This window comes from Streptomyces sp. NPDC006261 (assembly GCF_040613515.1).
In the GTDB taxonomy this organism is placed as follows: domain Bacteria; phylum Actinomycetota; class Actinomycetes; order Streptomycetales; family Streptomycetaceae; genus Streptomyces.
On the sequence record NZ_JBEXSI010000022.1, the window covers coordinates 28,504 to 49,559 of the forward strand.

General features: G+C 70.7%; 17 protein-coding genes and 1 pseudogene. 9 read left to right on the forward strand and 9 right to left on the reverse strand.

Features of this window, described 5'->3' with window-relative positions:
* Window positions 1-6: 6 nt before the first annotated feature.
* Window positions 7-720: a Flp pilus assembly protein CpaB gene (gene cpaB, locus ABZ154_RS16560; protein ID WP_356833149.1), complete on the reverse strand. Its 714-nt coding sequence runs from the start codon at window positions 718-720 to the stop codon at window positions 7-9.
* A 103-nt stretch (window positions 721-823) separates the two neighbouring features.
* Window positions 824-1,690, reverse strand: a complete 867-nt coding sequence (locus tag ABZ154_RS16565) for a hypothetical protein (protein WP_356833151.1) — start codon at window positions 1,688-1,690, stop codon at window positions 824-826.
* Window positions 1,691-2,363: 673 nt separating this feature from the next.
* Between ABZ154_RS16565 and ABZ154_RS16570 the strand changes: the two genes are divergently transcribed.
* Window positions 2,364-4,094, forward strand: coding sequence for a glycoside hydrolase family 18 protein (locus ABZ154_RS16570; RefSeq protein WP_356833153.1), 1,731 nt, complete (start codon window positions 2,364-2,366; stop codon window positions 4,092-4,094).
* Between the two features lie 81 nt (window positions 4,095-4,175).
* Here the strand turns inward: ABZ154_RS16570 and ABZ154_RS16575 are convergent, their stop codons facing one another.
* Window positions 4,176-5,486 (reverse strand): Nramp family divalent metal transporter, encoded by a 1,311-nt coding sequence (locus ABZ154_RS16575; protein WP_356833155.1) that lies wholly within the window; start codon window positions 5,484-5,486, stop codon window positions 4,176-4,178.
* Between the two features lie 247 nt (window positions 5,487-5,733).
* Between ABZ154_RS16575 and ABZ154_RS16580 the strand changes: the two genes are divergently transcribed.
* A complete protein-coding gene (locus ABZ154_RS16580; protein ID WP_356833157.1) occupies window positions 5,734-6,819 on the forward strand; it encodes a methyltransferase domain-containing protein in 1,086 nt (361 codons plus the stop codon).
* 41 nt (window positions 6,820-6,860) lie between these two features.
* Here ABZ154_RS16580 and ABZ154_RS16585 read toward each other — a convergent pair whose 3' ends face one another.
* The 4 genes from ABZ154_RS16585 to ABZ154_RS16600 all read right to left on the reverse strand — a co-directional run bounded on the left by ABZ154_RS16585 (window position 6,861) and on the right by ABZ154_RS16600 (window position 10,881).
* Entirely contained in the window at window positions 6,861-8,336 is a 1,476-nt protein-coding gene (locus tag ABZ154_RS16585) for a gluconate:H+ symporter (protein ID WP_356833292.1), read from the reverse strand.
* Between the two features lie 156 nt (window positions 8,337-8,492).
* Window positions 8,493-8,903: a RidA family protein gene (locus ABZ154_RS16590; RefSeq protein ID WP_356833159.1), complete on the reverse strand. Its 411-nt coding sequence runs from the start codon at window positions 8,901-8,903 to the stop codon at window positions 8,493-8,495.
* Between the two features lie 5 nt (window positions 8,904-8,908).
* The gene (locus tag ABZ154_RS16595) at window positions 8,909-9,667 is read right to left on the reverse strand and encodes an IclR family transcriptional regulator (RefSeq protein WP_356833161.1); all 759 of its coding nucleotides are present in this window, start codon (window positions 9,665-9,667) and stop codon (window positions 8,909-8,911) included.
* Complete coding sequence (locus ABZ154_RS16600) at window positions 9,664-10,881, reverse strand: sugar kinase (protein ID WP_356833163.1); 1,218 nt, start codon at window positions 10,879-10,881, stop codon at window positions 9,664-9,666. Before ABZ154_RS16600 ends, ABZ154_RS16595 begins: the two co-directional genes overlap by 4 nt.
* Before the next feature lie 91 nt (window positions 10,882-10,972).
* Between ABZ154_RS16600 and ABZ154_RS16605 the strand changes: the two genes are divergently transcribed.
* On the forward strand, window positions 10,973-12,316 hold the full coding sequence (locus ABZ154_RS16605; RefSeq protein WP_356833165.1) for an alanine racemase: 1,344 nt from the start codon (window positions 10,973-10,975) through the stop codon (window positions 12,314-12,316).
* A gap of 33 nt (window positions 12,317-12,349) precedes the next feature.
* Window positions 12,350-13,969 (forward strand): D-aminoacylase, encoded by a 1,620-nt coding sequence (locus ABZ154_RS16610; protein WP_356833167.1) that lies wholly within the window; start codon window positions 12,350-12,352, stop codon window positions 13,967-13,969.
* 114 nt (window positions 13,970-14,083) lie between these two features.
* On the opposite strand, the gene ABZ154_RS16615 is transcribed toward ABZ154_RS16610, so the two are convergent.
* Window positions 14,084-14,941 carry a serine protease gene (locus ABZ154_RS16615; RefSeq protein ID WP_356833169.1) on the reverse strand — a complete coding sequence of 286 codons (858 nt, stop codon included), beginning with the start codon at window positions 14,939-14,941 and terminating at the stop codon, window positions 14,084-14,086.
* A gap of 154 nt (window positions 14,942-15,095) precedes the next feature.
* Here ABZ154_RS16615 and ABZ154_RS16620 point away from each other — a divergent pair.
* From ABZ154_RS16620 to ABZ154_RS16635, 4 genes and pseudogenes are all read left to right on the forward strand, one after another.
* Window positions 15,096-15,179, forward strand: a pseudogene (locus ABZ154_RS16620) (winged helix-turn-helix transcriptional regulator); the annotation flags it as partial.
* A gap of 109 nt (window positions 15,180-15,288) precedes the next feature.
* Window positions 15,289-16,104, forward strand: coding sequence for an arylamine N-acetyltransferase (locus tag ABZ154_RS16625; RefSeq protein ID WP_356833171.1), 816 nt, complete (start codon window positions 15,289-15,291; stop codon window positions 16,102-16,104).
* A gap of 255 nt (window positions 16,105-16,359) precedes the next feature.
* Window positions 16,360-17,571, forward strand: a complete 1,212-nt coding sequence (locus tag ABZ154_RS16630; RefSeq protein WP_356833173.1) for a pyridoxal phosphate-dependent aminotransferase — start codon at window positions 16,360-16,362, stop codon at window positions 17,569-17,571.
* Window positions 17,572-17,675: 104 nt separating this feature from the next.
* Window positions 17,676-18,071, forward strand: coding sequence for a hypothetical protein (locus tag ABZ154_RS16635; protein WP_356833175.1), 396 nt, complete (start codon window positions 17,676-17,678; stop codon window positions 18,069-18,071).
* 238 nt (window positions 18,072-18,309) lie between these two features.
* On the opposite strand, the gene ABZ154_RS16640 is transcribed toward ABZ154_RS16635, so the two are convergent.
* Window positions 18,310-20,136 carry a phosphoenolpyruvate carboxykinase (GTP) gene (locus ABZ154_RS16640; RefSeq protein WP_356833177.1) on the reverse strand — a complete coding sequence of 609 codons (1,827 nt, stop codon included), beginning with the start codon at window positions 20,134-20,136 and terminating at the stop codon, window positions 18,310-18,312.
* A 209-nt stretch (window positions 20,137-20,345) separates the two neighbouring features.
* Here ABZ154_RS16640 and ABZ154_RS16645 point away from each other — a divergent pair, with 209 nt between their 5' ends.
* Window positions 20,346-21,050: a hemolysin III family protein gene (locus ABZ154_RS16645; RefSeq protein ID WP_356833179.1), complete on the forward strand. Its 705-nt coding sequence runs from the start codon at window positions 20,346-20,348 to the stop codon at window positions 21,048-21,050.
* Window positions 21,051-21,056 lie beyond the last annotated feature (6 nt).

Consider the following 21,056-nt stretch of genomic DNA (forward strand, 5'->3'; position numbering starts at 1 on the left):
GGTCCCTCACTTGTCCTTGTCGAGGGTGTAGGTGCGGTCGCCCGGGCGGATGGTGCCGTCGCTGCCGGGGGCGACGAGTGCGAGACGTACGTGCTCCGCGAAGGACTCGGCGTAGGCGATGCGCTGGGTGTCCAGCGTGTTCAGTGCGAAGGTGATCGGCACGGCTTCGGTGATCTGGGTGCGCCGGTCGTCGCCGCTCGGGTTCAGTGCGGTGAGCTTGCCGACCTCCAGCACCTTGGCGTTGGAGACGATGACCTTGGACTGGGCGGGATTGCCGTTCTCCTGCTGCTCACCGGCGAAGGTGGCGTAGACGTTGACCGTGGCGCCGGGGGTGATCTTGCCCGCGACGCCGGTGGCGGCGTCGATCATGATGGCGATCTCCTGCTCGCCGGCGCGGAGTTCGGGCTTGCGCACCATCATGTCCGACTGGAGCAGCGAGCCCGCGCGGAGTTCGGTGACGGCGATCTTGGCCTCTACCTCCCGCAGGTCGGTCACCGCGTTCTCCGAGAGCCAGCGCTTGGGCATCGTGATCTTCTCGAACTGACCGCTGTTCAGGGCCGTATAAGGGGCCACATCGGTCTTCAGCTGGTAGGCGGTCACTTCGGGCCCCACCTTGGAGTTCACATCGCTGATCACCGAGAGCACGCCGGCGAAGGCACCGAAGGCACACAGGACCGACAGGAGCAGGAGTATCACGCCGCGGCGCTGGCGGGAGTTCATGGCCGGACAACCTCGTTCGAATCGGATGCGTGGGGCAGCGGACAGAGAGGGATGCGCGGTGAGGCGGTACGGGCCGGGGGCCGAGCGCCGGGGCCGGGCGGGCCTAGGGGCCGGAGCGCTCGCCGGCTTCCAACTGAAGGACACCGCTGGAGGGCCTGCGGTTCTCGGGGGCGGCGAGCGGTGCGGAGCAGAAGGCGCAGCGGTCACCGATGAGTTCCATCTGGCACCAGTGGCATCTCTCCCGGCGGACGGAGGAGACCAGCTGGTACAGCACGGAGAGGTCCGGGAGATGGGCGGCGAACTCCACCAGCTTGCCCGTGCCCCACCAGCGCGGGGAATCGGCGGGGACTCGCGTCTCGTGTACGGCCTGGACCTTCCAGGCGGGCGCGAGGGTCTCCTGTACCCAGTCCGACTGCAACTGCCCCTTGGCGACGAGTAGATGCGTATGGAATTCCGGTCCGGCCAGGGGTTCGGCGGCCGGGCCCACTTTGACGAGCTGCGGTTCGGGGCCGGCGAGTACGGCGAACTGGGAGCCGGGGACCCATGACCTGGCGTGGCTCTTGAGGCTGACCGGGACCCGGTCGAGCTTGGCGACCGAGTTGAGCAGGGCGCCCGCGTAGACGTAGTGCGACAGCAGCCGGGCGGCGGAGGCGACGACCCCGGGGCTGAAGTCACAGATGGACAACTGCCGCAGTTGGCGGACCAGGACGGCCACGCCGAGGGGCGGCAGATCGACCTTGACCAGAGCGATCCGGTCGCTCTCCAGGACCGAGCGGATGGAGTGGAGGCGGCGTTCGTGCTCGGGCCGGATGCCGGAGGGGTAGAGGGCGATCACGTATCCGTGCTGTTCGAGCAGCAGATGCATGTCGCCGATCGCCAGTTCCAGGACCTGGGCTTCGGGGGCCTGGAGCAGGGCCGCGGTCGGTGTCTGCTGATCGGTGGGCGGCAGCACCAGATCTGCACTCGTCACTGCTATTGCGGTCGGCACGCTCTTCCCCGTTCGGCTCCGGCCGTCGTCGAGACGTCGGCCGCAATCGCTCCTGCTCCGTGCTCCTGCCTCAGCACTTTAGCCACGTCTCACCAGGCAGAGAACAGTTATCGGAGACCAGTGCGTCATCATGCGAACACCGTTCGTACGGGGGTCGGGTGCTAAACAGGACGAAATCGATTCCGGTCAACTTCCCCGCCACTGCGGAGCGTTACCGAACCCGCCATCCGGAATCCGGGCGCGCTTCCATTCCCGCACGTCAGGGCGTATAGGGGCGCGTTCCGGATCATTTCGGCGGGCGGTTCCGTCACGGTACGAAGACCTTCAGCAAGATCACCCGTGCGGGTAGCGGGTGCGGGTAGCGGGCCGCCTCCCGGCAAAGAAATTCCGGCCCGGGGCGCTTCGCCGAGCACCCCGCGGGCGCCCCGGAGGCCTCCCGCGCGAGTGGCCGCCCACCCCTTCGGAAGTCCCCCTCGCTGCCAGAGGTCTTGACAACTTGATTGGTCTGGACCAGTTTATCCGCCAGCGGTGACGACCGCTTCCGCTCCACCCGCACGGCCTTCCCCGTCCCCACCGCCGTGCACTCGCCCGTCCGGCACGCCCGCACCGCCGCACCACCCCCGCCACGCACCACCAACTCCCCACGGAGGCCCACGTGCAACGCTCCGCAGGCAGCAGAAGACGCAGAAGGCACAACTCCCGTCCGTTCCTCGGCGGCGCCATGGCCGTCATCGCGGCGGGCGCTCTGACCGTCACCGGACTCGTCTCCACCGCCCAGGCCGCCGATGTGAACAACGCGAGGAACGCGGGCTTCGAGTCGGGGCTCGCCAACTGGTCCTGTTCCGCCGGCAGCGGCGCCGCCGTCTCCACCCCCGTGCGCAGTGGCACGTCCGCGCTGAAGGCCACCCCGGCCGGCCAGGACCACGCCAAGTGCACGCAGACCGTGGCCGTGAAGCCCAACTCGACGTACGCGCTGAGCTCCTGGGTGCAGGGCGGTTACGCCTACCTCGGGGTGACCGGCAGCGGAACGACCGACGTCTCCGCCTGGACGCCCGGCTCCACCAGCTGGACCAAGCTGTCCACCAGCTTCAAGACCGGGGCGAACACCACGTCGGTGACCGTCTACACCCACGGCTGGTACGGGCAGTCCGCCTACTTCGCCGACGACGTCGAGGTGACCGGCCCCGACGGCGGTGGCGGCGGTGACGGCCCCGGCCCGGTCATCCCGGCGGCACCCGCCGATCTCGCCGCGGGCGCCACGACGACCTCTTCCGTCGCCCTGTCCTGGAACGCGGTCCCGGGCGCCACGGGCTACAAGGTGTACCGGGACGGTGTGCAGGCCACCACCTCCACCGGGACCTCGGCGACCGTCACGGGGCTGGCCTCCGACACGGCGTACCAGTTCTCGGTGAGCGCCACCAACGCGGCCGGCGAGTCGGTCAGGTCCGCCGCCGTCAGCGCCCGTACGGCCAAGCCCGGTACGGGCGGCCCCGGCCCCGCCGTGCCCAAGCACGCGGTGACCGGTTACTGGCAGAACTTCAACAACGGCGCGGCCGTCCAGAAGCTCACCGACGTCCCGGCCGACTACGACATCATCGCGGTCTCCTTCGCGGACGCCACGCCGACGCCGGGCGCGGTCACCTTCAAGCTCGACAGCGCCGGGCTGGGCGGCTACACCGACGCCCAGTTCCGGGCGGACATCAAGACCAAGCAGACGCAGGGCAAGAACGTCATCATCTCGATCGGTGGCGAGCTCGGCACGGTCCGGGTCGACAACGACGCCTCCGCCACCGCCTTCGCCAACTCGGTGTACGCGCTGATGCAGGACTACGGCTTCAACGGGGTCGACATCGACCTGGAGAACGGCCTCAACGCCACGTACATGACGAAGGCGCTGCGCCAGCTGTCGGCAAAGGCGGGCAGCGGGCTCGTCATCACGATGGCTCCGCAGACGATCGACATGCAGTCGACGTCGGGTGAGTACTTCAAGACGGCGCTCAACGTCAAGGACATCCTGACGGTCGTCAACATGCAGTACTACAACAGCGGTTCGATGCTCGGCTGCGACGGCAAGGTCTACTCCCAGGGCTCGGTGGACTTCCTCACCGCGCTCGCCTGCATCCAGCTGGAGGGCGGCCTCGACCCGTCCCAGGTCGGCATCGGCGTCCCGGCCTCCACCCGGGGCGCGGGCAGCGGCTACGTCGCCCCGTCGGTCGTGAACGCCGCGCTGGACTGCCTGACCAAGGGCACCAACTGCGGCTCCTTCAAGCCCTCGAAGACCTACCCGTCGCTCCGTGGCGCGATGACCTGGTCGACCAACTGGGACGCGACGGCCGGCAACGCCTGGTCGAAGGCGGTCGGCCCGCACGTCCGCAGCCTGCCGTAACCGCAACCGGTATCACCACCCCGAAACCTGCAGCGCCGCCGCTCCCCCGGCGGCGCTGCGGCGTTCCCTAAGCTCTCTGCTTCACCAGGGCAGTTCGCGCACCTGCTGCACACAGAGCACGATGAACAGCAGCCCGGCGAGGGCCAGCATCCCGTTGCTGAGCCGGCCGTTGCGCCATTCCCTCGGCGTACGGGAGGAGTTGAGCAGCCACAGCAGGGTCAGGGCGAGGAAGGGCATGAAGAACGCGCCGAGCACCCCGTACGCGATGACCAGGCCGAACGGCTCGTCCAGCCAGAGCAGGGTCATCGGCGGGAAGGTCAGCCAGAGCAGGTACGCGCGGAACGGCAGGGACCGCTGCTGACGGTCGACGACGGCCGGACCCGCGTGCTCCTTGCCCGAGGCGTCCGCGGCGGAAGGGGCCCGGAACCGCTCCACGAAGTCGGCGAACATCAGGCTCACCCCGTGCCAGACCCCGATCAGCGACGAGAACGACGCGGCGAAGAATCCGACGAGGAAGAGCGTGGCGGTCGCCGAACCGAACCGGTCCTCCAGCACCTTGCCCAGATCGATCAGCCCGCGGTCGCCCGAGGTGAGGGCGATCTGCGAGGCGTGCAGCAGCTCGGCGCCGACGATGAGCATCGCCACGACGAAGATCCCTGTGGTGATGTAGGCGACCCGGTTGTCGAGCCGCATCACCTTCATCCAGGAGGAGTTGCCCCACCCCTTGGCGTTGACCCAGTACCCGTACGCCGCCATGGTGATCGTGCCGCCGACCCCGCCGATCAGCCCGAGCGTGTAGAGCAGCGAACCGTCCGGCAGTACGGGCAGCAGCCCGGCGAACGAGGCGCCGGCGTCCGGCACCACGCGGACGGCCACGTACACGACCACGACGAACATGATGCCGATCAGGACCGTCATGACCTTCTCGAAGACGGCGTACCGGTTGAACCAGACGAAGGCCAGTCCGGTCAGCCCGGTGACGATCGCCCAGAACTTCAGCCCGGGGCCGTCGGGGAACAGCGCCACGATGGGCAGGGCGCTGGAGGACATGGCCGTCGCCCCGTAGATGAAGCCCCAGACGACGACGTAGATCGCGAAGTACACCGTGGTCCACGGGCCGATACTGCGCCAGCCGTCGAAGAGCGTGCGTCCGGTCGCCAGGTGCCAGCGGCCGGCCGCCTCGGCGAGCGAGATCTTGACGACGCAGCCGATCACCGCCGCCCACATCAGGGTGTACCCGAACTTGCTGCCCGCGATCAGCGTCGCGACCAGGTCGCCGGCCCCGACCCCGGTCGCCGCGACGACGATGCCGGGGCCGATGTACTTCCAGCTGGACTCACGTGGTCGGGAGGCCGGCTCCCCTGTCTCTGTGGTTGCGCTTGTCTCCGCCATGCCGATCAAGGAAGCGCAATCGGCGGGGCGGCACAAGAGGGCCTGACCATCGTCACCCGCGACAAGTGGATCCCGCGGTACGACGTCCAGGTCATGGCCGTCTGCTAAGGCCGGGGCGAGCACACGCCATTCCGTGCGGGGCGGCGTAGCGTTTGCCGGGGGACCCGTCGGTCGGCAGTGAGCGGTGGACAGGGGGAGAAGGGACGCGGTTCCGGCCCGCGCGCTGTGGCCTTCCTGAGGAGGCGCCATGACTTCCATGAATCAGCAGGCGACGGATCCGGTCCGGCAGGATGCGTCCGCCGGGCGGATGCTGCAGGTGCTCAACGATTCCTGCCTGGGGTATCTGTGCAGTCTCGGACACCGGACGCGGCTGTTCGACGTCATGGCGGAGCTGCCGCCGTCGACCAGTGATCAGATCGCCGGGGCCGCCGGGCTGGACGAGCGCTATGTGCGCGAGTGGCTGGGCGGGGTGACCGTGGGCGGGATCGTCGAGTACGACCCGGCGGACGGTACCTACCGGCTGCCGCCCGAGCATGCCGCCTCCCTGTGCCGCGCCGCCGGGCCCGACAACCTGGCCTCCTTCCTCCAGGACCTGGCCCTGATCGGGCTGGTCGAGGACGAGGTGGTCACGGCGTTCCGGGACGGGGGCGGGGTGCCGTACTCCTCGTATCCGAAGTTCCAGGAGCTTCAGGCGGAGGAGACGGCGCGGGTGTACGACGCGGCGCTGGTCGACGCGATCATCCCGCTCGTCCCCGGTCTGCCGGAGCGGCTGGGCCCGGGCGGCGGGCTGGACGTGCTCGATGTGGGTACGGGCCAGGGGCACGCGGTCAACCTGCTGGCGCGGGCGTTCCCGGCCAGCCGGTTCCGCGGGGTGGACATGTCGGAGGGCGGCATCGCGGCGGCCCGGGCGGAGGCGGAACGGCTGGGCCTGGAGAACGCCCGCTTCGACCTGGCGGACGCGGCCGCGGTGACCGGGCCGTACGACCTGATCACCGCCTTCGACGTGATCCACGACCTGGCCCGCCCTGCGGAGACCCTGGCGGCCGTCGCCGGAGCGCTGCGGGACGGCGGGGTGTTCCTGATGGGGGACATCGCGGCCTCCAGCAAGCTGGAGGAGAACCTGGACCTGCCGCTGGGCCCCACGCTCTACGCCTTCTCCGTCTTCTACTGCATGACGACCTCGCTGAGCGAGGGCGGTGCGGGGCTGGGGACCGCGTGGGGCAGGCAGACCGCGCTGCGGATGCTGAAGGAGGCGGGCTTCGGGGACGTCGCGGTGCGTGAGGTGGAGGGCGATATCCTCAACGTCTACTACGTGGCGCGCAAGGGAAGCTGAGGGAAGGCCCGGGAGGCCGGCCGGCCTCCCGGGCCACACCGCTAGATCACCAGGCTCAGCAGTGCCGCGACCACGAAGCCCGCCACCGACAGCACGGTCTCCAGCACAGTCCAGGACTTCAAGGTGTCGCGTTCGGAGATGCCGAAGTACTTCGACACCATCCAGAAGCCGCCGTCGTTCACGTGCGAGGCGAAGATCGAGCCCGCCGAGATGGCCATGATGATCAGCGCGAGGTGGGCCTGGGACAGGTCCTGGCCCTCGACCAGCGGGACCACGATCCCGGCCGTGGTCACGATCGCGACGGTGGCCGAGCCCTGGGCGACGCGCAGGACGACCGAGATCAGCCAGGCGAGCAGGATGACCGGCAGGCCGACGTCGTTGAAGGTGTCGGCCAGCGCGTCCGCGATGCCGCTGCCCTTGAGTACGGCGCCGAAGATGCCGCCCGCGCCGACCACCAGCAGGATGTTGCCGACGGGCTTGAGCGAGGACGTGGAGACCGATTCCAGCGACTTGCGGGACCAGCCGCGGCGGATGCCGAGCAGGTAGTACGCGAGGAACAGGGCGATCGTCAGGGCCACGAACGGGTTGCCGAAGAACTCCACGACCGAGCGGAGGGGCGAAGGGGCCAGCGCGATGGAGGAGAACGTCGCGGCGAGGATCAGGAGCAGCGGGGTCCCGATGATCGCGAGGACCGTGAGGAGCGGGACCGGCTTCTCGTGCGGGGTGACCCCGGCGGCCCGCTGCTCGGCGGCGACGGCCTCCTTCGCCTCGGCGGCGGCCTCCACCATGTCCTGCGGTACGTCGACGAAGATCCGCTTCCCGATCCAGGCGGCGTACACCCAGGCGGCGAGGACGGACGGTGTACCGACGACGGCGCCCATCAGGATGACCCAGCCCAGCGACACGTTGAAGAGTCCGGCGGCGGCCACCGGGCCCGGGTGCGGGGGCAGGAACGCGTGGGTCATCGACAGACCCGCCAGCAGCGGCATCGCGTAGAGCAGGATCGATTTTCCGGAGCGCTTGGCGGCGGCGTACACGATCGGCGCGAGGACGAAGATGCCGACGTCGAAGAAGACCGGGACACCGAAGATCAGACCGGTCAGGCCCATCGCGAGCGGGGCCCGCTTCTCGCCGAAGAGGTTCAGCAGGCGGGCGCTGAGCACCTCGGCCCCGCCGGAGACCTCGAGGATCGCGCCGAGCATCGTGCCGAGCCCGATGATGATCGCGACATGGCCGAGGATGCCGCCCATGCCGGACTCGATGACCGAGACGGCGGCGGACTTCTGCACGGTGCCGAAGAGTTCGGTGACCGAGAGCCCGGCGCCGAGGCCGACGGCTATGGAGACCGCGAGCAGGGCGACGAAGGGCTGGAGCCTGACCTTGATGATCAGGAAGAGGAGGAGCGCGATACCGAGGGCGGCGACGGTCAGCAGACCGGCGGTGCCGTCGATCAGGAGGAGCAGGCCACCGGTGTGCGGTGGCGTCTCGACCGGCGGTGGGGTGGCGGCGGGCGACAAGGGGACTCCGATGGTGCTGGAGGGCAGGGGGGAGCGCGGCACGGCGCCCCCGGGGAGCGGGGCGCCGTGCCGTACGGCGAGGGGGAGGGATGGTGCGGGTGAGGCAAGAGGATCAGACGATCGGTGGGGCTGGACGTTCGGTGGGTCCGTGAGCGGTCAGCTGAGTACCGCGAGGGCGTCGATCTCGATCAGCAGCCCCTGGGGCAGGCCGACGTAGACCGTCGTACGGGCCGAGGGGGCCTCCTTGAGGTTCTGCCCGGCGAAGTACGCGTTGTAGATCTCGTTCATCTCCGCGAAGTGGTCCACGTCCGTGAGGTAGACGCGCATCATCATGACGTCGTCCCAGCTCGCGCCGCCCTCCTCCAGGATCGCCTTGACGTTGGCGAAGGTCTGGAGGGTCTGCTCGCGCAGGGTCGGGCCGGCGGGGGTCGGGGTCTGGCCGTCGACGGCCGGGAGGAAGCCGACCTGGCCGGCGACCTGGAGGATGTTCCCCTTCCGCACGCCGTGCGAGAACTTCGCCGGCGGCGTGGTGTGGGTGGAGGGGGTGAGGGCGGTCTTCTCGGTCATGGCGATCAGGCTTTCCTGGGTCGGTTGGTGCCGGAGTACTCCCGGCTGATGGTCTCGGCGGTGCGCCGGACCAGCGGGAGCAGGGTGAGGAGTTCCTCGGCCGTGACGACCACGTTCGGTGCGGACACGGACATGGCCGCGACGACCCGCCCGTCCGCGCCGCGGATCGGGGCGCCGATGCAGTTGATGGACTCCTCGTGGCCACCGAGGTCGGTGGCCCATCCCTGTTCGCGCACGACGGCCAGCTCCTTGAGGAAGGCGGCCGCGTTGGGCGTCGAACGGGACGTGTACACGGGGTAGTCGAGCTTCTCGGCGATCGCTCGCCGCTCGGGCTCGGTGAGGTCGGCGAGCAGCAGCTTGGCCACGGCCGCGACGGTGATCGCGACGGGCTTGCCGATCCGCGAGTACATCCGGACCGGGTAACGGCTCTCGACCTTGTCGATGTAGAGGACTTCCTGCTCCTCGTAGACCGCGAGGTGCACGGTGTGCCCGCACCGGTCGTTGAGTCCGACCAGGTGGGGGTGGGCGATCTCGCGTACGTCGAGGTTCTCGACGGCCTCCTGGGCGAGCGCGAAGAGGCGGGCGCCGAGGCGGTAGCGCTGGTCCTGCTGGCGGTAGACGAGCCCGTGCTCGTGGAGCGTACGCAGCAGGCGCAGCGCCGTGGACTTGTGGACGCCGAGCCGCTCGGCGACCTGGCCGAGGTCGGCGGGTCCCTGGGCGAGCAGCGGCAGGATGCTGAGTGCCCGGTCGACGGTCTGGCTCATGACGTACGTACCTCCTCGGGGGCCCGGTCGGCTGCGGTCCAGCCGGGGCCGAGACGAAGTCTCCCCCAGGCCCCGTCGTCGAGGGCGACGAGACGGTCGGCGTGGTCGCGGGCGGGCGGGTCGGTGAGGTCGCCGGCGACGGTGAGGACGGCGGCGGCCATGAGGTGCCCGTGCCGGGCCCGGTCCCGTACGGGGAGGCCTCGCAGGGTGGCGGAGAGGAACCCGGCGGCGAAGGCGTCCCCGGCTCCGACGGCGGCGACGACGTCGACGTGGAGGGCGGGGACGACGGTGACGGTGTCGCCGCCTGCGGCCTGGGCGGCTTCCGTGGAGCGCCGGTCCGGAGCGATCTCAGCCCCGGCGCCTTCCGGGTAGCTCGAGGCCGGGCCGAATTCAGCCCCGGCGCCTTCCACGGAGCGCGAGGCCGGGCCGGATTCAGCCCCTCCGGCGTTCGAGGAGCGGGGTCCGGGGCGGCGCTCCGAGAACACCGTCGCGCCCGCGCTCCCCCGCTTCACGACCACCACGCCCGGCTCCGGCAGCGCCGCCCGGATCGCCTCCGCGCCCACGACCCCCCAGGCCTCCTCCGCCTCGTCCTCGCCCACGAACACCACATCGGCCCGCCGGGCCAGCTCCAGCAGCACGGAAGCGTCGGCGCCCCGCCACAGGTGCGGCCGATGGTTGACGTCGAACGACACCAGGGGCCGCCCGGGCCGGGGCGCGGTCAGGTCCCGCAGCAGCTCCAGGCATTCCGCCGACAACGCCGCCGTGATCCCGGAGAGGTGGAGGACGCGCCCGGCGAAGACCTCCTCGTACGGCACAGTCGCCGGCGACATCGCCGACGCCGCGGACCCCGCCCGGTAGTACGCCACCTCGTGCACACCCGCCCCGCGATCCGTCGCCGTACGGAAGTAGATGCCCGTCGGCCGGACCGGGTCCCGCCGCACGGCCGACGTATCGACCCCGTACCCCGCGATCGTCTCGACCAGGTGGTCGCCGAAGCCGTCCGCTCCGACCCGTCCCACCCACGCCGCCCGGTGCCCGGCGGCGGCGAGCGCGCAGGCCACGTTGGACTCGGCACCCCCGATCCCCCGCCCGAAGGACGGCACATCGGCGAGGCGGCCGGGCTGCGAGGGCAGGAACGTCACCATGGACTCACCGAGACAGACGACATCGGTGGTCGTGGCGGCGCGGGCCGTCCCTCCTGCGGGTCCGGACACTGAAGGCTCCTCGCTGATCGGCGTGCGGGCCGCTGGTCACCATTGACCGCGCGTCGGCTCGGATGTTAGACAGCGTTGAGCGATATGCGCAATGAGTGTTGCACAGGATGCAACGTATTTCGAGGAGCTTCCCTTGGCAGCCGAAAGCCTCACCGCCCGAGCCGAACAGCTGGCCGCCGGTCTCGCCGAAGAACGCGTCGACCACCGCTTCAAGGCGCTCCCGCCCGACGCCGAGGGCCTGACCGTCGCAGCCCTGTCCGCCGAGCGCCGCAACCTCTTCACCGGCGGGTTCACCACCCCCGTCCTCGCCCTCTCCGCCGAGTCCGTCGAGCACAACCTCGCCCTGCTGGAGACGTACGCGGAACGCCACGGCCTCGCCTTCGCCCCGCACGGCAAGACCTCCATGTCCCCGCAGCTCTTCGCGGACCAGCTGAAGCGCGGTGCCTGGGGCATCACAGCCGCCGTGCCGCACCAGGCCCGGGTCTACCGCGCGTACGGGATCGGGCGGATCTTCCTCGCCAACGAGCTGGTCGACCCGGTCGCGCTGCGCTGGCTGGCCGACGAGATGACGGCCGACCCGGAGTTCCGCTTCATCTGTTACGCCGACTCCGTGCGCGGGGTCGAGCTGATGGAGGAGGCCCTGAGCGCGGCGGGCGCCACCCGCCCCCTCGACGTGGTCGTGGAGCTCGGCGCGGGCGAGGGCGCGCGCACCGGCGCCCGGACCGGGGCCGACTGCGCGGCGGTGGCCGACGCGGTGGCGGCGGCCGGGTCGCTGCGCCTGGTGGGCGTGGCCGGGTACGAGGGCGAGGTGCCGGACGCGGACCCCGAGCGGGTGCGGGCGTGGCTGCGCCGCCTGATCCAGCTCGCGGCCGGCTTCGACGGCGAGAAGCGGTTCACCGGCGCCGAGGAGATCGTCATCAGCGCGGGCGGCAGCGCCTGGTTCGACGCGGTCGCGGACGTCTTCGCGGAGATCGGCGAACTCAGCTCCCCCGTGCTCAAGCTGCTCCGTTCCGGCGCGTACGTCTCGCACGACGACGGCCACTACAAGCACCTCACCCCGTTCAACCGCGTCCCCGAGGAAGGCGCGCTGGAGCCCGCCTTCCGCCTCTGGGCCCAGGTCGTCTCCCGCCCGACCGGCGAGCAGGCGTTCCTGAACGCGGGCAAGCGGGACGCGGCGTACGACCTGGACCTGCCCGAGGCGCAGGTGGTCCGCTCCGCCCGGGACGGCTCGGTCCGCCCCGCCACCGGAATCACGGTCACCGGCCTCTCCGACCAGCACACCTGGGTCCGTACGGAGGCGGGGGCCGAGCTGGAGGTGGGCGACTGGGTCGGCATGGGCCTCTCGCACCCCTGCACGAGCTTCGACAAGTGGCAGCTGATCCCGCTGGTGGAGGCGGACGGCACGGTCGGCGACTACATCCGCACGTTCTTCTGAGCCGTTCCGCTTCCGCTCTCCGAAAGGTCACCCATGGACCTGGTCCTGCGCGACGCTCTCGTCGTCGACGGCACCGGCGAGCCCGCCTACCGCGCCGATGTGGCGGTCGACGGCGGCCGGATCGCCGAGATCCACCACGAGGGCTCCCCCGGCCCGCGCCCCACCGGCACCCGCACGGTCGACGCCGACGGCCTCGCCCTGGCCCCCGGCTTCATCGACATGCACGCCCACAGCGACCTGGCGCTGCTGCGCGACCCGGACCACAGCGCGAAGGCGGCGCAGGGGGTCACCCTCGAAGTGCTGGGCCAGGACGGCCTGTCGTACGCCCCCGTCGACGACCGCGCACTCGCCGAGGTGCGCCGCTCCATCACCGGCTGGAACGGCGACGGCTCCGACATCGACTTCGACTGGCGCACGGTCGGCGGCTATCTGGACCGCCTGGACCGCAACTTCGGCGGCCAGGGCATCGCCGTCAACGCCGCCTACCTGATCCCGCAGGGCACGGTACGGATGTACGCCGTCGGCTGGGACGACCGCCCCGCCACCGACGCCGAACTGGCCCGGATGAAGGAACTGGTGGACCAGGGCATGGGCGAGGGCGCGGTCGGCATGTCGTCCGGGCTGACCTACACCCCCGGGATGTACGCGGACGACGCCGAACTCACCGAACTGTGCCGGGTGGTGGCCCGCCACGGCGGCTACTACTGCCCCCACCACCGCAGTTACGGGGCCGGAGCTCTCGAAGCGTACGAGGAGATGGTGCAGCTCACCCGGAACGCCGGCTGCGCCCTGCATCTCGCCCACGCCACCATGAACTTCGGCGTGAACAAGGGCAGAGCGCCGGATCTTCTCGCCCTGCTCGACGACGCGCTCGCCGCCGGGGCCGACATATCGCTCGACACCTACCCCTACACCCCGGGCTGCACAACGCTCGTGGCCATGCTGCCGAGCTGGGCGGGCGAGGGCGGCCCGGAATCGGTCCTGACCCGGCTCGCGGACCCGGAGAGCGCGGAGAAGATCCGGCACCAACTGGAAGTGCTGGGCTCGGACGGCTGTCACGGGGTGCCGATCGAGTGGGACACCATCGAGATCTCGGGCGTCAGCGCACCTCACCTGGCCGAGTACGTGGGCCGTACGGTGGCGGAGTCGGCGGCGCTGCGGGGCGAGGAGCCCTGGGTGACCGCGCGGCGGCTGCTCACCGAGGACCGGCTCGGGACGACGATCCTCCAGCACGTGGGGCACGAGGAGAACGTCCAGCAGATCATGCGCCACCCGGTGCACACCGGCGGCAGCGACGGCATCCTCCAGGGCGACAAGCCGCACCCGAGGGCTTACGGCACGTTCCCGCAGTATCTTGGCCGTTACGCGCGGGAGTTGGGCATCCTCTCGCTGGAGGAGTGCGTGGCCCGCCTGACCTCGCGTCCGGCCGCCCGGCTGCGGCTGGCGGACCGGGGCCTGGTGCGCGAGGGGTACCGCGCGGACCTGGTGCTGTTCGACCCGGAGACGGTGGCGGCGGGCTCCACGTTCGAGGAGCCGCGCACGCCGCCGGTGGGCATCCCGCACGTGCTGATCGACGGCCGCTTCGTCATCGAGGACGGCCGGCGCACCTCGGTGCTGGCGGGCCGGGCGGTCCGGGGCGCGGGGGCGGCCTGAACCCCCCACGACGGACACCGGGCGGCACTGAGGCCCAGGGCCGCCCGGCGCGCCTACGGGGTGGGTACCCCACGCCTACGGGGTGGGTACCCCACGCCTACGGGGTGGGTACCCCTACGGCTTGGGCAGCCCGCAGCCCTCCCGGTCCAGGTCGATCTTGCTGCCGGTGCCGATGCACGGGACCATGGTGTACGTCTGCTGGGCGTAGTTGATGCCCTCGCGGACGGTCACCTCGCCGTTCTCGTCGACCTCGCACGGGTTGTTGTCCGTGCACTCCTGGCCGCTCTCGTTGCCGGTGTTGTTGACGGCGACCACCTTTCCGGTGGCGTCGTCGATCACCGGCGAACCCGACGTACCGCCGATCGTCCGGCACTCCGGGGTGTAGCGGACGGAGTCCTTCCAGGTCCACCGGCCCTCCTTGAGCTGGTGGACGAAGCCGTCGATGTCGCAGCTGTAGGTGCGCTTCCAGTAGCCCGACGCGACGGTGATGGCGGTGCCCGCCACCGGGTGCGCGGTCTCCAGCTCCAGCGCCTGGATGCCGTAGCTGTCGTCTATCTGCTGGTAGGTGGAGGTGAGTTCGTAGAGCGAGAGGTCGGTGTCGGTCATGGTGCCGTACGCGATCCTGCTCGCCTTCAGCGTGCCGACGCCACTGCCCGAGGCGTCGAGCAGCGTGAACGTCCGCGTGGACGGGCGGTCGACGAGCACCTCGCCGGGGCCCGGGAAACCGGTCTCCAGGCAGTGCCCGTTGGAGAGCACGAGGGCGGGGTCGGTGGGGGCGGAGTCGGGCGAACGGACGACGGAACCCGAACAGTTGCTGAGTGCGACGGTCCCGGCGAAGGTCACGGCCTTCGCGGTGGGGGTGGTCTCGGTGGCGGCTTCTCGCGCCTGTACGGATGCGGCCGCGGCGGCGGGCGTGACGCCCGCCCCCAGGAGCAGGGCAGCAAGAAACGCACCGATGAGAGGCTTGTGCATGTGGGGGGTCCCCTCCAGTGACGCCAAGGACCGGAGATCTTCCGGCTTTTGACATGCGCATGGTGGCGCAGATGTCAGGCCATCACAAGGGGTCATTTCCAGCCGCGGCCGCGTCGGCCCGCGCACCGCGGAGAACGTGCTCGCGTAGGGCTCCGTGCACCGCGAGGAGCACGCCGAGGTGCCGCCCCGGGTGGAGTATTCGCTCACGCCGCGGGGCGTCTCGCTGAACGAGGCCCTGGGTCCGCTGGGCCCGTTCGGGCTCGGTCCGAAGTCCTGGTCCCCCCGGTCGCGGCGCCTGGTCACACAGCCTGAGGCGCCGCGCGGCCCCGCCTGCGTACGGTCGGGGTATGACACTCGACCTCGACGCCTATTTCGCCAGGATCGGCTGGACCGGGGAGCCCCACCCCACGGTGGAGGTGCTGCGGTCCCTGCACCGGGCGCACGCCCTGGGCATCCCGTTCGAGAACCTGGACCCGGTGCTCGGCTCGGCGCCCTCCCTGGACGTGGCCGATCTGGAGGCCAAGCTCGTCCGCGGCGGGCGGGGCGGCTACTGCTACGAGCACAACACCCTCTTCGGGACCGCCCTGCGGCAGCTGGGCTTCACCGTGACGCTGCTAGCCGGCCGGGTGGTGCTGGGTGCGGCGCCGGGGGACATCCGGCCGCGCAGCCACCTACTGCTGCGGGTGGACGTGCCGGGCGTGGCGACCCCGTACGTGGCCGATGTCGGATTCGGGAGCATCGGCGCGCTCCTGGAGCCGATCGAGCTGGTGGCGGGGGCGGAACTGCACGACGCTCCGCGCCGTCACCGGCTCGTCACGGTGGCGCACGGCGGGCCGCTGGAGATGTGGGAGCTGCAGGCGGAGAAGGGCGGGAGCTGGGAGGCGCAGTACGCCTTCACACGGGAGCCGTTCGAGGGCCCGGACTTCGAGATGATCAACTGGTACGTCGCGACCAGCCCCCACTCACCGTTCCAGCAGGCGGTGTACGCGCAGCGCGCCCTGCCCGACTCCTCCCATCGGTCGCTCGCCGGGCTCGACCTGGTCGAGACGGCCGGGGACGGGACGATCAAGGAGCGGCTGCTGTCCGGCCCCGGCGAACTCCACCAGGTGCTGGAGGACAGCTTCGGCATCCGCGTCCCCGAGGGTGCCGTGCTGCCCGCGTGAACCCGCCGGGTGACGGCCCGCCCCCGCGGCCGGAGTGGCCGGCGCCCGGGCGCGCCGCCGCGTGGCGCATCTCACCCGGCCGGGTGGCTCACGCCCCATTCCAAGCCGCGACGCCGCCCGGACCGGCCCTTCCCACGGTCGGGGGCCGGGCGGCCTTGCCGATGGAAGCCGGGGCGCGGCGGCGGGCGCGACCGGGGTCGCGAGGACGGCGCAATCTCCGCGCACCGCGCGAAACGCGGCCGTAAGCTCGCGGACATGCAGGTCATCCAGTCCACCAAGCTCGCCAATGTCTGTTACGAGATCCGGGGCCCCGTGCTGGAGGAGGCGATGCGGCTCGAAGCAGCCGGTCAGCGCATCCTCAAGCTCAACACGGGCAACCCGGCCGCGTTCGGGTTCGAGTGCCCGCCGGAGATCCTCGAGGACATCCTGCGCAACCTCGCGGGCGCGCACGGCTACGGGGACGCGAAGGGCCTGCTCTCGGCGCGGCGAGCGGTGGTGCAGCACTACCAGACCAAGGGGATCGACCTCGACGTCGAGGACATCTACCTGGGCAACGGGGTCTCCGAGCTGATCCAGATGTCGATGCAGGCGCTGCTCGACGACGGCGACGAGGTGCTCGTACCGGCCCCGGACTACCCCCTGTGGACGGCGTCGGTCTCGCTGGCCGGCGGGACGGCCGTGCACTACCGGTGCGACGAGCAGGCCGACTGGATGCCGGACCTGGCGGACATCGAGCGGAAGATCACCGACCGCACCAAGGCCCTGGTGATCATCAACCCGAACAACCCGACCGGTGCGGTGTACGACGACGAGATGCTGCGCGGTCTCACCGAGATCGCCCGGCGCCACAACCTGGTCGTCTGCTCCGACGAGATCTACGACCGCATCCTGTACGACGGCGCGACCCACACCCCGACGGCGGCGCTGGCACCCGATCTGATGGTGCTGACCTTCAACGGCCTCTCGAAGAACTACCGGGTGGCCGGCTTCCGCTCCGGCTGGCTGGCGGTCTGCGGTCCGAAGGCGCACGCCACCTCGTACGTCGAGGGGCTCACGATCCTGGCCAACATGCGGCTCTGTGCCAACATGCCCTCCCAGCACGCGGTGGCCACCGCGCTCGGCGGGCGGCAGTCGATCGACGACCTGGTGCTGCCGGGCGGCCGGATCCTGGAGCAGCGGGACGTGGCGTACGACCTGCTGACCTCGATCCCGGGGGTGACCTGTGTGAAGCCGAAGGGGGCGCTGTACCTCTTCCCCCGGCTCGACCCCAAGGTCTACAAGATCAAGGACGACCGGCAGATGGTCCTGGACCTGCTGCGGGCCGAGAAGATCATGGTCGTGCAGGGGACGGGGTTCAACTGGCCGGAGCCCGACCACTTCCGGGTCGTGACGCTGCCGGCGACGGAGGAGCTGACCGACGCCATGACCCGGATCGGCTCGTTCCTGGACGGCTACGGACAGCCGTAGGGCGCCCACTCCCCGAAGTGCGCCCGGGCCTCACCCGGACCGGGCACAAACTTAGACTCAATCCAATGTAGGATGGATATCCCAGCATCACCGGGAGGCCATCCATGTACGAGCCGATCCGCACCCCATCGGTCCACAGCCCGGCCGACGAGGCGGACTTTCCGCACCGCAGCCGCGAGGAGGAGCTGGACATCCAGCTCGCGGGGCACCTCGCCGCCCTCCTCGCGGTCACCGACGAACTCGGCCTCGTCCCGGCGGGCGACCGCATCGCCGAACAGGTGGCGCGGCTGCGCGGCGGCCCGCCCGCACGGCACGCCGCCCTGACCGACGCCGCCCCGGCGTCCCTGCACCGCCGCGCCCACGCCCTGGCGGGCCGCGCGCTCGTGGTGGCCGCGTCCCGCGCCGACACCACCGCCGCCATCCTCTCCGCGCAGCGGATGGACGCCCACACCGAGGCCCTCGCCTCCACCGCCGCCGAGCAGCTGGTCGGCGCCCGCTGACGGCCCCGGTCCGCGTGCCGCCTCGGCGCACGGACCGGGTGCCACGACGTCCTCCCCGGAACGGGGGCGGCCCCCGGAACCGTGAGGGGGTTCCGGGGGCCGGAGGGGCTGTCCGTGGTCGGGGACGGCCCCGGGGCTGTCAGCGATGACAGGCCCCGTACCGCGGCGGGTCGTCGTACCCACAGGTCAGGGCGGATGTCCGATGGACCCTGCCGCGGAGATCGCGGGAGTGCCGGGCTCAGCCCAGCCGCTCCACCAGCGCGCGGTACTCGTCCCACAGCTCCTTGGGCGTGTGGTCACCGAAGGTGTTGAGGTGCTCGGGGACCAGGGCGGCCTCCTCGCGCCAGACCTCCTTGTCGACCGTGAGCAGGAAGTCGAGGTCGGCCTCTGAGAGGTCCAGGCCCTCGGTGTCGAGCGCGCCCTTGGCCGGCAGGATGCCGATCGGCGTCTCGACGCCCTCGCCCTTGCCCTCCAGGCGCTCCACGATCCACTTCAGGACGCGGCTGTTCTCGCCGAAGCCGGGCCACACGAACTTGCCCGCGTCGTTCTTGCGGAACCAGTTCACGTAGTAGATCTTCGGGAGCTTCGACTGGTCGGCCTTGTCCGCACCGACCTTGACCCAGTGGTTCATGTAGTCGCCCATGTTGTAGCCGCAGAACGGCAGCATGGCGAACGGGTCGCGGCGCAGCTCGCCGACCTTGCCCTCGGCGGCGGCGGTCTTCTCGGAGGCGACGTTGGCGCCGAGGAAGACGCCGTGCTGCCAGTCGAAGGACTCGGTGACCAGCGGTACGGCGGAGGCGCGGCGGCCACCGAAGAGGATCGCCGAGATCGGCACGCCCTTGGGGTCCTCCCACTCGGGCGCGATGATCGGGCACTGCCCGGCCGGGACGGTGAAGCGGGCGTTGGGGTGGGCGGCGGGCGTGCCGGACTCGGGGGTCCAGTCGTTGCCCTTCCAGTCCGTGAGGTGCGCGGGCGCCTCCTCGGTCATGCCCTCCCACCAGACGTCGCCGTCGTCCGTCAGCGCCACGTTGGTGAAGACGGAGTTGCCCCACATGGTCTTCATGGCGTTGGCGTTGGTGTGCTCGCCGGTGCCGGGCGCGACGCCGAAGAACCCGGCCTCGGGGTTGATCGCGTAGAGCCGGCCGTCCTCGCCGAACCGCATCCAGGCGATGTCGTCACCGATGGTCTCCACCGTCCAGCCGGGGATCGTGGGCTCCAGCATGGCGAGGTTGGTCTTGCCGCAGGCGCTCGGGAACGCGGCGGCGACGTACCTGGACTCGCCACGCGGGGGCGTGAGCTTCAGGATGAGCATGTGCTCGGCGAGCCAGCCCTCGTCGCGGGCCATGACGGAGGCGATGCGCAGCGCGTAGCACTTCTTGCCGAGCAGGGCATTGCCGCCGTAGCCGGAGCCGTACGACCAGATCTCGCGGTCCTCGGGGAAGTGCGAGATGTACTTGGTGCTGTTGCAGGGCCACGGGACGTCCTGCTCGCCCTCGGCCAGCGGGGCGCCGAGGGTGTGGACGGCCTTCACGAAGAAGCCGTCGGTGCCCAGCTCGTCCAGGACCGCCTGGCCCATGCGGGTCATGGTGCGCATGGAGACGGCGACGTACGCCGAGTCGGTGATCTCGACGCCGATCGCGGAGAGCGGCGAGCCGACGGGGCCCATGCAGAACGGGACGACGTACATGGTGCGACCGCGCATGGAGCCGCGGAAGACGCCCTCGGTACCGGTGAAGATCTCCCGCATCTCGGCGGGGTCCTTCCAGTGGTTGGTCGGCCCGGCGTCCTTCTCCTCCTTGGAGCAGATGAACGTACGGTCCTCGACGCGGGCGACATCGCTCGGGTCGGACGCGGCGTAGTACGAGTTCGGCCGCTTGATCTCGTCCAGCTTGGTGAACGTGCCCTTGGCGACGAGCTCCCCGCACAGGCGCTCGTACTCGGCCTCGGAGCCGTCGCACCAGACCACCCGGTCCGGCTGGGTGATCGCTGCGATCTCGTCGACCCAGGAGATCAGCTCCTGGTGGTGGGTGGGGACAGTGAGGGGAGCCGCGATGTCGCGCGCCACGATCGCTCCTTGATGAGGGTGTGTGTTGTCAGGTGCCCCGTGGGGGCTGCGACCCGGATGCTTCGTACCCTTCGATCCCCTGGCGCTCATCCGGTGCCGACCGCACTCATTTGATCATCCGACCGTTTCGCCCATATGTCCAGGGGGCCGCACACGTGAGCATCGCCACTCGTATCCGTTACCTACGGTTGCGTAGGTAGCATGCGGATATGACTGATGCCGCCGCGACCCCAGGGCCTGCCGAGCCGACGGCCGGACCCGTCGAACTCGACCCCGTTCCCGTCAAGCCCCGGATGCGCGGCTGGCTGCACGCCGGCATGTTCCCCGCGGTGCTGATCGCCGGGATCACCCTGATCGCCCTCACCGACAGCACCCGCGGCCGGATCGCGTGCGCCATCTACATCGCGACCGCATGCCTGCTCTTCGGCGTGAGCGCGGTCTACCACCGCGGCACCTGGGGCCCGCGCGGGGAGGCGGTGCTGCGCCGCCTGGACCACGCCAACATCTTCCTGATCATCGCGGGGACCTATACCCCGCTGACCCTGCTGCTCCTGCCCGAATCCACCGGACGGCCCCTGCTCTGGGCGGTCTGGGCGGCCGCGGCGGCCGGCATCGCGTTCCGGGTCTTCTGGGTCGGCGCCCCGCGCTGGCTCTACACGCCGTGCTACATCGCGATGGGGTGGGCCGCGGTCTTCTTCCTGCCCGACTTCATGCGGACGGGCGGCATCGCGGTGCTGGTGCTGGTCATCGTGGGCGGGCTGCTCTACAGCGCGGGCGGCGTGATCTACGGCATCAAGCGGCCGAACCCGTCGCCGCGCTGGTTCGGCTTCCACGAGGTCTTCCACTCGCTGACACTGGCGGCGTTCGTGGCGCACTACGTGGGCATCTCGCTGGTGGCGTACCAGCACGGATAGGCCGTA

Excerpts from the sequence above, each read along its gene's own strand:
- cpaB (WP_356833149.1), bottom strand. The coding sequence starts at position 720 with ATGAACTCCCGCCAGCGCCGCGGCGTGATACTCCTGCTCCTGTCGGTC.
- ABZ154_RS16575 (WP_356833155.1), bottom strand. The coding sequence starts at position 5,486 with ATGGCGGAGACAAGCGCAACCACAGAGACAGGGGAGCCGGCCTCCCGA.
- ABZ154_RS16580 (WP_356833157.1), top strand. The coding sequence starts at position 5,734 with ATGACTTCCATGAATCAGCAGGCGACGGATCCGGTCCGGCAGGATGCG.
- ABZ154_RS16590 (WP_356833159.1), bottom strand. The coding sequence starts at position 8,903 with ATGACCGAGAAGACCGCCCTCACCCCCTCCACCCACACCACGCCGCCG.
- ABZ154_RS16595 (WP_356833161.1), bottom strand. The coding sequence starts at position 9,667 with ATGAGCCAGACCGTCGACCGGGCACTCAGCATCCTGCCGCTGCTCGCC.
- ABZ154_RS16605 (WP_356833165.1), top strand. The coding sequence starts at position 10,973 with ATGAGTGTTGCACAGGATGCAACGTATTTCGAGGAGCTTCCCTTGGCA.
- ABZ154_RS16610 (WP_356833167.1), top strand. The coding sequence starts at position 12,350 with ATGGACCTGGTCCTGCGCGACGCTCTCGTCGTCGACGGCACCGGCGAG.
- ABZ154_RS16615 (WP_356833169.1), bottom strand. The coding sequence starts at position 14,941 with ATGCACAAGCCTCTCATCGGTGCGTTTCTTGCTGCCCTGCTCCTGGGG.
- ABZ154_RS16625 (WP_356833171.1), top strand. The coding sequence starts at position 15,289 with ATGACACTCGACCTCGACGCCTATTTCGCCAGGATCGGCTGGACCGGG.
- ABZ154_RS16630 (WP_356833173.1), top strand. The coding sequence starts at position 16,360 with ATGCAGGTCATCCAGTCCACCAAGCTCGCCAATGTCTGTTACGAGATC.
- ABZ154_RS16635 (WP_356833175.1), top strand. The coding sequence starts at position 17,676 with ATGTACGAGCCGATCCGCACCCCATCGGTCCACAGCCCGGCCGACGAG.
- ABZ154_RS16645 (WP_356833179.1), top strand. The coding sequence starts at position 20,346 with ATGACTGATGCCGCCGCGACCCCAGGGCCTGCCGAGCCGACGGCCGGA.